The 10,846-nt window shown below is 71.8% G+C and carries 8 protein-coding genes and 1 pseudogene; all 9 read left to right on the top strand.

Annotation, left to right across the window (positions count from 1 at the left end):
* Window positions 1–210 precede the first annotated feature (210 nt).
* The 9 genes and pseudogenes from AB0M46_RS15015 (at window position 211) to tpiA (ending at window position 10,664) form a co-directional block, all read left to right on the top strand.
* On the top strand, window positions 211–732 hold the full coding sequence (locus AB0M46_RS15015) for a Rieske (2Fe-2S) protein (RefSeq protein WP_363336156.1): 522 nt from the start codon (window positions 211–213) through the stop codon (window positions 730–732).
* A gap of 136 nt (window positions 733–868) precedes the next feature.
* Entirely contained in the window at window positions 869–1,282 is a 414-nt protein-coding gene (locus AB0M46_RS15010; protein ID WP_363336154.1) for a Rieske (2Fe-2S) protein, read from the top strand.
* Between the two features lie 137 nt (window positions 1,283–1,419).
* Entirely contained in the window at window positions 1,420–3,597 is a 2,178-nt protein-coding gene (gene uvrC / locus AB0M46_RS15005; RefSeq protein WP_363336152.1) for an excinuclease ABC subunit UvrC, read from the top strand.
* A 536-nt stretch (window positions 3,598–4,133) separates the two neighbouring features.
* Window positions 4,134–5,033, top strand: a complete 900-nt coding sequence (gene rapZ, locus AB0M46_RS15000) for an RNase adapter RapZ (RefSeq protein ID WP_363336190.1) — start codon at window positions 4,134–4,136, stop codon at window positions 5,031–5,033.
* 205 nt (window positions 5,034–5,238) lie between these two features.
* A pseudogene (gene yvcK / locus AB0M46_RS14995) lies at window positions 5,239–6,180 on the top strand (uridine diphosphate-N-acetylglucosamine-binding protein YvcK); the annotation flags it as partial.
* Window positions 6,181–6,439: 259 nt separating this feature from the next.
* Entirely contained in the window at window positions 6,440–7,420 is a 981-nt protein-coding gene (gene whiA, locus AB0M46_RS14990) for a DNA-binding protein WhiA (protein ID WP_223102186.1), read from the top strand.
* Window positions 7,421–7,725: 305 nt separating this feature from the next.
* Window positions 7,726–8,730 carry a type I glyceraldehyde-3-phosphate dehydrogenase gene (gene gap / locus AB0M46_RS14985; RefSeq protein ID WP_363336150.1) on the top strand — a complete coding sequence of 335 codons (1,005 nt, stop codon included), beginning with the start codon at window positions 7,726–7,728 and terminating at the stop codon, window positions 8,728–8,730.
* The gene (locus AB0M46_RS14980; protein ID WP_363336148.1) at window positions 8,727–9,878 is read left to right on the top strand and encodes a phosphoglycerate kinase; all 1,152 of its coding nucleotides are present in this window, start codon (window positions 8,727–8,729) and stop codon (window positions 9,876–9,878) included. Before gap ends, AB0M46_RS14980 begins: the two co-directional genes overlap by 4 nt.
* 3 nt (window positions 9,879–9,881) lie before the next feature.
* Window positions 9,882–10,664, top strand: coding sequence for a triose-phosphate isomerase (tpiA, locus tag AB0M46_RS14975; RefSeq protein WP_363336146.1), 783 nt, complete (start codon window positions 9,882–9,884; stop codon window positions 10,662–10,664).
* Window positions 10,665–10,846 lie beyond the last annotated feature (182 nt).

Genomic DNA, 10,846 nt, shown 5'->3' with positions numbered 1-10,846 from the left:
TGCGAAGGCTGCCCCCGCCAAGGCCGCTCCAGCGAAGGCCGCTCCAGCGAAGGCTGCTGCGGCGAAGGCGACGACCAAGGCCGCGGCGAAGAAGGCGCCGGCCAAGAAGGCGGCCACCAAGCGGGCGTGACGGGTCCTTCCTCCTGGGATCGGCACGCAGGTTGCGCTGCTACGGTGGCCGCTGGCGAGGCCGACCTCAGGAGGAGACACGTGCCGGTCGAGTTCAACCCCTGCGCCACCGCCGCGCGGCGCACCCTGCTGCTGGGCGCGGGCGCCCTGGGCATCGCCGTGGTCGCCGGGTGCGGTGACGCCGACTCGCCGGCCCCGGGCGCGGCGGGCGGCTCCGGCGGGGCCAGCAGCACGCCCGCGGCGGCGCCGACGACGGGCAACCCGTTCGACGACACCGCCGGGGCGAACGGCGGCGGCGGGGCGCAGGTGCCCGCGAACGCGCTGGTCGCCACCGGCGAGGTGCCGGTCGGCGGCGGGATCATCGTCAAGGACACGGTGCTCGTGATCCAGCCGGCGAAGGGGACGTTCAAGGCGTACGACGCGGCGTGCCCGCACGAGGGGGCGATCGTCGATCCGCCGTACGACGGCAACCAGATCATCCAGTGCCCGCGGCACAACTCGAAGTTCAAGGTCTCCGACGGCAGCTGGGTCTCCGGGCCGGCGCCGCGCGGGTTGAAGGGGATCAAGGTCGAGGTCAAGAGCGGGTACGTCGTGCGGTCCTGAGGGCCGCTCCGCGTGTCGCCGTGGCTGCGGCGTTGGCGCTGGATTCTCAGACTTTGTTGAGGATTGAACCGTACGCTCCGGGTTCTGGGTATTCCTGGCCGCAGCCTGCGGGCCTACGACCCATTGGAGGAGCTTGATGAGCGACACGACCCGCCGCGCGGTGCTGGCCGGGGCCGTCGGGGTGACGGCCGCGTCCGTCATCGCCGCCTGCGGAGGCGACAGCGGATCGAACAGCACCGCCGGCAACTCCAGCCCCGGGGGTCCGGTGGCGAAGAAGTCGGAGGTCCCGGTCGGCGGCGGCAAGATCGTCGCGGACGGCGGCGGCACGGTCATCACCCAGCCGGCCGCGGGCACGTTCAAGGCGTTCACGGCGATCTGCACCCACCAGCAGTGCATCGTCTCGGACGTGGCGAACAACACGATCAACTGCCGGTGCCACGGCAGCACGTTCTCGGCCGTGAACGGCTCGGCGACGAACCCGCCGGCGACGGGGCAGCTGGAGGAGAAGAAGCTGCGCATCGACGGCGAGGACATCTACCTCACGACCTGAGGCGGCCACGAAAAATCCCGAACGCTGGCGCGTTCAGAATTTTTCGGACATATCACGATGTTGTGTGATCCTGTGGCGGGGCCGAGGTTGCTTCGGCCCCCGCCGTTTTTGTCATACCCGGCGGATAGTCTCGAACCGTGCCTGACCCGTCCACGTATCGACCCGCACCGGGAACCATCCCCGACACCCCCGGCGTGTACCGCTTCTACGACCCCTCCGGGCGGGTCATCTACGTGGGCAAGGCCAAGAGCCTGCGGCAGCGGCTCAGCAGCTACTTCGCCGACCTGTGGACCCTGCACTCGCGGACCCAGCAGATGGTCACCACCGCGGCGCGGGTCGACTGGGTCACCGTCGGCACCGAGGTCGAGGCGCTCCAGCTGGAGTACAACTGGATCAAGGCCTACGATCCGCGGTTCAACGTCCGGTATCGCGACGACAAGAGCTATCCGTATCTGGCCGTGACGCTCGACGAGGCCTACCCGCGGCTGCAGGTGATGCGCGGGGCCAAGCGCAAGGGCGTGCGCTACTTCGGGCCGTATGCCCACGCGTGGGCCATCCGCGAGGTGCTCGACCTGCTGCTGCGGGTGTTCCCGGCCCGCACCTGCTCGTCGGGCGTCTTCAAGCGGGCCGGGCAGATCGGCAGGCCCTGTCTGCTGGGGTACATCGGGAAATGCTCGGCGCCGTGCGTCGACCGCGTCAGCGAGGACGAGCACCGGCAGATCGTCGAGGCCTTCTGCGACTTCATGGCCGGGCGCACCGACTCCATGATGAAGCAGCTCGAGCGGGAGATGTACCAGGCCTCCGACGAGCTGGACTTCGAGCGGGCGGCCCGGCTGCGCGACGACGTCGGGGCGCTGCGCCGGGCGATGGAGAAGCAGGCCGTGGTGCTCGGCGACGGCACCGACGCCGACGTGGTCGCCTTCGCCGACGACCCGCTCGAGGCGGCGGTGCAGGTGTTCCACGTGCGCGGCGGCCGGGTGCGCGGCCAGCGCGGGTGGATCGTGGAGAAGACCGAGGACCTGACCCCCGGCGACCTGGTCCACCACTTCTGCACCCAGATCTACGGCAGCGAGGCCGGCGCCGACGCCGCCGACCTGCCCCGCGAGCTGCTCGTCCCGGAGCTGCCGGCCGACGTCGACGCGCTGGCCGACTGGCTGAGCCGGCTGCGCGGCAGCCGGGTGGCGATCCGCGTGCCGCAGCGCGGCGACAAGAAGACCCTGGCCGAGACGGTGGCCCGCAACGCCGAGCAGGCGCTGCAGCAGCACAAGCTGCGCCGGGCCGGCGACCTGAGCACCCGCAGCAAGGCGCTGGAGGAGATCGCCGAGGCGCTGGGCATGCAGACCGCGCCGCTGCGCATCGAGTGCTACGACGTGTCGCAGATCCAGGGGACCGACGTGGTCGCCAGCATGGTGGTGTTCGAGGACGGCCTGTCGCGCAAGAGCGAATACCGCCGCTTCGCGATCAACGGCGCCACCGATGACGTGTCCGCGATCTCCGAGGTACTGCGCCGCCGCTTCGCCCGCTACCTCGACGCCAAGGTCGAGATCGACGAGGCCGCCGACACCGACCCCTCCCGCCCCGGCATCGACCCGACCACCGGCCGGCCGCGCAAGTTCGCCTACCCGCCCCAGCTCGTCGTCGTCGACGGCGGCCAGCCCCAGGTCCAGGCGGCCGCCCAGGTCCTGCTCGACCTGGGCATCGACGACATCACCATCTGCGGCCTGGCCAAGCGCCTCGAAGAGGTCTGGCTGCCCGACGACGAGTTCCCGGTCATCCTGCCCCGCGCCTCCGAGGGCCTCTACCTCCTGCAGCGCGTCCGCGACGAGGCCCACCGCTTCGCGATCACCTACCACCGCCAGAAGCGCTCGAAGCGCATGACCGCCTCGACCCTGGACACCGTTCCGGGCCTGGGCGAGATCCGCCGCAAGGCCCTGCTGCGCCACTTCGGTTCACTCAAACGGCTGAAGGCGGCCAGCCTGGACGAGATCGCCGAGGTGCCGGGCATCGGCCGCCGCACCGCCGAGGCCGTCCTGACCGCCCTCGGCGGCGACCTCCCGCCGGGCACCGCCAGCCCGACCGCGACTCCCGCCCCGCCGCCAGCCGATGCCCGGCCTGAGCCGGTGGGGGGCACCTCTGAGCTGGACGATGTCCGGTCCGAGTCGGTGGGGGGCGCCTCTGAGCTGGACGATGCCCGGTCCGAGCCGGTGGAGGGTGCCTCTGAGCTGGACGATGCCCGGCCCGAGTCGGGGGCGGGCGTCCCGGAGCAGGTCGAGTCGGCGGAGCATGGTTCCGTGCGGATCGAGCCGACCGGGTAGGCGGTGGTCGGACGGAGCGGGCCGAGCTGGCGGAGCGCGGTTGCGAGGGGGCCAGCCGGCTGGGCAGGTGCCGGGCGGGTTGAGCCGGCGGGGCGCGGTTCGGAGGGGGCTGAGCCGACGGAGCGCGGTTGGGAGGGGTGCGTCGGCCCGGTCGGCCGGCGGGTTCTGGGCGGATCGAGCGGGTCGGTGGGCTGGGCGGTGGCGGCGAAATGGCAGGTTGACCGGCGAATTCGGCTGGGAAGTTCGATCAAGCAAAGGCGGCGGCGACGGAAGCCGTAGATACCGCTAACTAGTGCAAATGGACCGACTGTCCGATGCGGCGAGCCGATGGACATAAACTCGTCGACGTGTCGAGAGAAGGCGACGTGCCGAGAGACGCCACCGCGCCCGGCAGCGGCGCTCAGCCGCCCGGTGACGCGGCGGCCGGGTATGCCGAAGGGGCGGGGACCGGGTCCCGGGACGATGCGGTGACCGGGTCCCTCGGGGAGGCGTTCCGCCGCGGGTCCGGGGACGGGTCCGGGGACGGGTTCGGGCGTGTGCGGGAGGACGGCGGCGAAGGCGAGCTGCCGGAGCGCAACACCACCGACCTCGTGATCGTGACCGGGGTGTCCGGCGGCGGCCGCAGCACGGTGGCGCGGGCGCTGGAGAACGTCGGGTACTACGTGGTCGACAACCTGCCGCAGGCGCTGCTGCTCGACATGGCCGAGCTCGCGCACGCCGCGCGGGGGGCCGCGCGGCGGACGGCCATGGTGCTCGACGTGCGCAGCCACGCCTTCTCGACGGATCTTCCCGGGGCGGTGAAGTCGCTGCGCGAGCGCGGGTTCAATCCCCGGATGGTGTTCGTCGACGCCGACGACGAGGTGCTCATCCGGCGCTTCGAGAGCGTGCGGCGCTCGCATCCGCTGCAGGGGGCCGGGCGGCTGTCGGACGGGATCGCGGCCGAGCGCAAGCTGCTGCAGGAGGCGCGCGAGCAGGCCGACGTGCTGATCGACACGAGCCACCTCAACGTCAACCAGCTGCGCGGGCGCATCGAGGAGATGTTCGGCGAGGAGGACACGACCCAGATCCGGGTGACGGTGCTGTCCTTCGGGTTCAAGTACGGGTTGCCGCCCGACGCCGACTTCGTGCTGGACGCGCGGTTCCTGCCGAATCCGTACTGGGTGCCGGAGCTGCGCGAGCACACCGGCAAGGAGACGGACGTGAGCCGGTACGTGCTCGGGCAGCGCGGGGCGATCACGTTCGTGGAGACCTACGCGCGGCTGATCAACGCCACGGCGCCGGGCTTCGAGCGGGAGGGCAAGCGGTACCTCACGATCGCCGTCGGCTGCACCGGCGGCAAGCACCGCAGCGTGGCGATCGCCGAGGAACTGGCCCGGCGCCTGCGCGACATGCGGCTGTCCGCCTCGCCCCAGCACCGCGACCTGGGACGCGAATGACGAGCGCCAGCAGAAGCGGCCCGGCGGTGCGACCTGGGACGCGGATGACGAGCGCCAGCAGAAGCGGATCGGTGGCGCGGCCGGCGGTGCGGCCGGGGGCCCGAACGAGGGACAGGATCGACAACACGCCGGCCCTCCGGCGCAGTGCACGGCGCACGGTGGGCGGGAACACGACCATCCCGGCAGCGTGGCCTGGGGAGTTGGCATGACTGGCGGGGACGGCGGCCGGAAGGCCGTGCGGGTGGTGGCGTTCGGCGGGGGGCACGGGCTGTCCGCCAAGCTGCGGGCACTGCGGATCGTGCAGCGGGAACGGCCGCTCGACATCACCGCGGTGGTGACCGTGGCCGACGACGGCGGCTCGAGCGGGCGGCTGCGGGCGACGCGGGACATCCTGCCGCCGGGGGACCTGCGGCAGGCGCTGGCCGCGCTGGCCGACGAGACGGCCGCGGCCGACCTGTTCCAGCACCGGTTCGCCGGGGCGGACGACATCGCCGGGCACCCCGTCGGCAACCTGGTGCTCTGCGCGCTGATAGAGATGGCCGGCGACCCCGTCGTGGCGCTGGACCGGGCGGCGGCGATGCTGCGGTGCGGGGGGCGGGTGCTGCCCATGTCCCGCGATCCGCTGCACATCGAGGCCGACCTGTCCGAGGGTGGCGAAGTGGTCACCGTGCGCGGTCAGCACGAGGTGGCGGTCACGGCGAAGACCATCGACCGGGTGCGGTTGACGCCGGCCGAGCCCGAGGCGTGCGCCGAGGCGGTGCAGGCGGTGCTGGACGCGGACTGGCTGCTGTTCGGGCCGGGGTCGTGGTTCACCAGCGTGATCCCGCACCTGCTGGTGCCGGGGCTGGCGGCGGCGATCCGGGAAAGCCGGGCGCAGCGGCTGGTCACGCTCAATCTGGCCGCCGACAGCGAGACGGCGGGGCTGACCCTGCCGGAGCACCTCGCGGCGCTGCATCGTTACCTACCCGGGCTGCAGGTCGATGTAGTTCTTGCCGATGGGAAAGCCGTAGGCGACCCCGAACCGGTCCATCGTGCGGCAGAATCGCTGGGTGCACGACTGGTGCTCGCCCCAGTGGCGGTCGGCGACGGGGCCCCCCGGCACGACCCGCAGGCACTGGCGGCGGCGCTGCGGCCCCTCCTGCGCGCCCGCCCCGGCGGCGCTGGGGACGCCAGCGCGGGGGTGCGCGCCGTCGGCATTGCCGCGACCGGCCGTGCCGGCGTGAACGGGGGTGGCCCGGGAGCGGGGCACGCCGGGAACGGGGCCCGCGCCGGGGCCGCACAGCACGGCCCGACCCGGGCGGGCACCGCATGAACGTCCAGCTAGACGGACACCGGCTAGATGGACACGCTGACATGAATGCACCACACGACGCGACGCTGAACACGAACCGCGAGGTGACGACAGAATGGCGATGACCGCTGCGGTCAAGGACGAGCTGAGCCGGGTGGACGTGGCGAAGCCCTGCTGCCGGCGCGCCGAGATGGCGGCGCTGCTGCGATTCGCCGGTGGACTGCACATCGTCTCCGGGCGGGTGGTCGTGGAGGCCGAGCTCGACACCAACGCGGCCGCCCGGCGGCTGCGGCGCGAGGTGTCGGAGGTGTACGGGTACGGCAGCGAGATTCACGTCCTGGCCTCCGGCGGGCTGCGCAAGGCCAGCCACTTCATCGTGCGCGTGGTCAAGGACGGCGAGGCCCTCGCGCGCCAGACCGGCCTGCTCGACGTGCGCGGGCGGCCGGTGCGCGGGCTGCCGCCGCACGTCGTGTCGGCCAACATGTGCTGCGCCGTGGCGGCGTGGCGCGGCGCGTTCCTGGCCCACGGGTCGCTGACCGAGCCGGGGCGCAGCTGCGCGCTGGAGATCACCTGCCCGGGGCCCGAGGCGGCGCTCGCGCTGGTCGGGGCGGCGCGGCGGATCGGGATCACCGCGAAGGCCCGCGAGGTGCGCGGGGTCGACCGGGTCGTGGTCAAGGACGGCGACGCGATCGCGGCGCTGCTGACCCGCATCGGGGCGCACCAGAGCGTGCTGACGTGGGAGGAGCGGCGGGTGCGCCGGGAGGTGCGGGCGACCGCGAACCGGCTGGCCAACTTCGACGACGCCAACCTGCGCCGGTCGGCGCGGGCGGCGGTGGCCGCGGCGGCGCGGGTGGCGCGGGCGATGGAGATCCTCGCCGACACGGCGCCCGATCACCTGTCCAGCGCCGGCACGCTGCGGCTGGAGCACCGGCAGGCCTCGCTGGAGGAGCTGGGGGCGCTGGCCGACCCGCCGCTGACCAAGGACGCGATCGCGGGGCGGATTCGCCGCCTGCTGGCCCTGGCCGACAAGCGGGCCCGGGACCTGGGCATTCCGGACACCGAGTCCGCGGTCACGCCCGAAATGCTCGTCGGCTGAAGGCCGCCCGTCCATCGGCACAGCGGCGCCGCCGGGGGCAACGGCGCCCCGGCTGCGCGAAACGGAGTGATCACGTTCTGGAAACGTGTGCTCCGACACCCCGGCGGGATCGTGACCGGTTCGAGACGATAGGGTTCCAGTTGTTCGGCGATGAGGCCGACTCGGGTCGCTCCTCGCTGTTCGATCGCCGCCGCTAAACAACGCCGGACTGGCGGGACCAGGGTGGGCGAGCCAATAACACTCATCTGGCGCCCGGCGCCGGCAAACATCGGCCGGGGCGCGACCTGACGAGGAGATGTGTCGAAGTGACCATCCGGGTTGGCATCAACGGCTTCGGCCGTATCGGCCGCAACTTCTTCCGTGCTGCCCTGGCCAAGGGCGCGGACATCGAGGTTGTCGGCGTGAACGACCTGACCGACAACGCGACGCTGGCGCACCTGCTGAAGTACGACAGCATCCTCGGCCGCCTGGGCGAGGAGGTCAAGGCGACCGCGGACGAGATCACCGTCGCGGGCAAGACCTTCAAGGCGCTCGCCGAGCGCGACCCGTCGAAGCTGCCCTGGGGCGAGCTGGGTGCCGACGTCGTCATCGAGTCGACCGGCATCTTCACCGACGCGGAGAAGGCCAAGGTCCACGTGGCGGGCGGGGCCAAGAAGGTCATCATCTCGGCGCCGGCCAAGAACGAGGACCTGACGATCGTCTTCGGCGTCAACGAGCACCAGTACGACCCGGCGAAGCACACGATCATCTCGAACGCTTCGTGCACCACGAACTGCCTGGCCCCGATGGCGAAGGTCATCAACGACACGTTCGGCATCGAGCGTGGCCTCATGACCACGATCCACGCCTACACCCAGGACCAGAACCTGCAGGACGGCCCGCACAAGGACCTGCGCCGCGCCCGCGCCGCCGCGCTGAACATCGTGCCGACCTCGACCGGTGCCGCCAAGGCGATCAGCCTGGTCATCCCCGAGCTCAAGGGCAAGCTCGACGGCTACGCGCTGCGCGTGCCGGTCCCGACCGGCTCGGCGACCGACCTCACGGTCACCGTCGGCCGCGAGACCACGGTCGACGAGGTCAACGCCGCGATCAAGGCGGCCGCCGAGGGCGCGCTGCGCGGCATCCTGGTCTACACCGAGGACCCGATCGTCTCCACCGACATCGTGACCGACCCGGCGTCGTGCATCTTCGATGCGGGCCTGACCAAGGTCATCGGCAACCAGGTCAAGGTCGTCGGCTGGTACGACAACGAGTGGGGCTACAGCAACCGTCTCGTCGACGCCGTCACCCTGGTCGGCACCGGCCTGTGAAGACGCTCGACGACCTCCTGAGCGAGGGCGTCGCCGGTCGGCGCGTGCTGCTGCGCGCCGACCTGAACGTTCCGCTCGACGGAGACAAGATCACCGACGACGGGCGCATCCGCGCCGTGCTGCCGACCATCAACGCCCTGCGTGAGGCCGGCGCGGCCAAGATCACCGTCATGTCGCACCTGGGCCGCCCGAAGGGCGCGCCCGACCCGAAGTACACCCTCGCGCCCGTCGCCGCCCGCCTCGGCGAGCTGCTGGGCGCGCCGGTGGCCTTCGGTGACGGGGCCGACGGCGACCTGGTGCTGCTGGAGAACCTCCGCTTCAACGCGGGGGAGACCAGCAAGGACGAGGGCGAGCGCAAGGCGTTCGCGCAGGAGCTGGCCGCGCACGGCGACGTCTACGTCGACGACGCGTTCGGCGCCGTGCACCGCAAGCACGCCAGCGTGTACGACGTGGCCGCGCTCCTGCCGCACTACAGCGGCTACCTGGTCGCCAAGGAGCTCGAGGTCCTCTCGAAGCTCACCGGCGTGGCCGAGAAGCCGTATGTCGTCGTGCTCGGCGGCTCGAAGGTCTCCGACAAGCTCGCCGTCATCGAGGCGCTGCTGCCGAAGGTCGACAAGCTGCTCATCGGCGGCGGCATGTGCTTCACCTTCCTCAAGGCCCAGGGCCACGAGGTCGGCAAGAGCCTGCTGCAGGACGAGATGGTCGACACCTGCAAGGACCTGCTGCAGCGCGGCGGCGACAAGATCGTGCTGCCGACCGACGTGGTGACCGCGGACAAGTTCGCGGCCGACGCGGCGACGCAGACGGTCGGCGTGGACGCCATCCCGGCCGAGGAGCTCGGCCTGGACATCGGCCCCGAGTCGGTGGCGGCGTTCACGGCCGCTCTGGACGGCGCGAAGACCGTCTTCTGGAACGGCCCGATGGGCGTGTTCGAGCTGGCGCCGTTCGCGGCCGGCACCCGGGGCGTCGCCGAGGCGATCACCAAGGTCGACGGCTTCACGGTCGTCGGCGGCGGCGACTCGGCCGCGGCCGTGCGGGCGCTGGGCATCCCCGAGGACGGCTTCAGCCACATCTCCACCGGCGGCGGCGCGTCCCTCGAGTTCCTCGAGGGCAAGACCCTGCCCGGCATCGCCGCGCTGGAGGGCTGAGCCATGGCAGAGGTAACCGGACGCCGGCCGCTGATGGCCGGCAACTGGAAGATGAACCTGAACCACCTCGAGGCGATCTCGCTGGTGCAGAAGCTGGCCTTCACGCTCAACGAGCAGCAGCTCAACGACGTGGAGGCGGTCGTCCTGCCGCCGTTCGTGGACATCCGCAGCATCCAGACGCTGGTCGACGGTGACAAGCTGCTGATCGGCTACGGGGCGCAGGACATCTCCGCGCACGTCTCGGGCGCCTACACCGGCGAGGTGTCGGGGGCCATGCTGGCCAAGCTCGGCTGCCAGTACGTGGTCGTCGGGCACTCGGAGCGCCGGCAGTACCACCGCGAGGACGACGCCCTGGTCAACGCCAAGGTGAAGGCGGCGCTGGCCAACGGCATCGCCCCGATCCTGTGCATCGGCGAGGGCCTCGAGATCCGCGAGGCCGGCGAGCACGTGGGCTACACCCTCGCGCAGCTCGACGCCGGCCTGGAGAAGATCAAGACCGACGAGGTCGAGAAGATCGTCATCGCGTACGAGCCGGTCTGGGCGATCGGCACCGGCAAGGTGGCCACGCCGCAGGACGCGCAGGAGGTCATCGGGGCGATCCGCACCCGGCTGGCCGAGAAGTACTCCGGCGGCATCGCCGACCGGGTGCGCATCCTCTACGGCGGCTCGGTGAAGCACGACAACGTCGCGGCGATCATCGAGCAGCCCGACATCGACGGCGCCCTCGTGGGCGGCGCGAGCATCGACGCCGAGGGCTTTGCCCGGATTGTCCGTCTCGGCAAGTAGGTCCGGTAACAGCGGAAACACCCAGCGTCGCGCGGCCTCTCGCAGGTCGCGCGACGCTCTGTTGTGCGGGCCACTCCCTGTTCCGCGGCCGTCCACCGGCGCCTAGAGTGGCGGGGTCCACCACCCCTTGACCTGGCGACGAGCCATCGGGCGCCGGCTCATCCGCCACGAACGGGTGATCC

Source organism: Dactylosporangium sp. NPDC051485 (assembly GCF_040682015.1).
Lineage (GTDB): Bacteria > Actinomycetota > Actinomycetes > Mycobacteriales > Micromonosporaceae > Dactylosporangium.
Note: the sequence above shows the minus strand (reverse complement) of the source record. Positions and strands in the feature narration are given on the sequence as shown.

Coding starts and splice junctions, on each gene's coding strand:
- whiA (WP_223102186.1), top strand. CDS start 6,440: ATGGCGATGACCGCTGCGGTCAAGGACGAGCTGAGCCGGGTGGACGTG.
- AB0M46_RS15010 (WP_363336154.1), top strand. CDS start 869: ATGAGCGACACGACCCGCCGCGCGGTGCTGGCCGGGGCCGTCGGGGTG.
- tpiA (WP_363336146.1), top strand. CDS start 9,882: ATGGCAGAGGTAACCGGACGCCGGCCGCTGATGGCCGGCAACTGGAAG.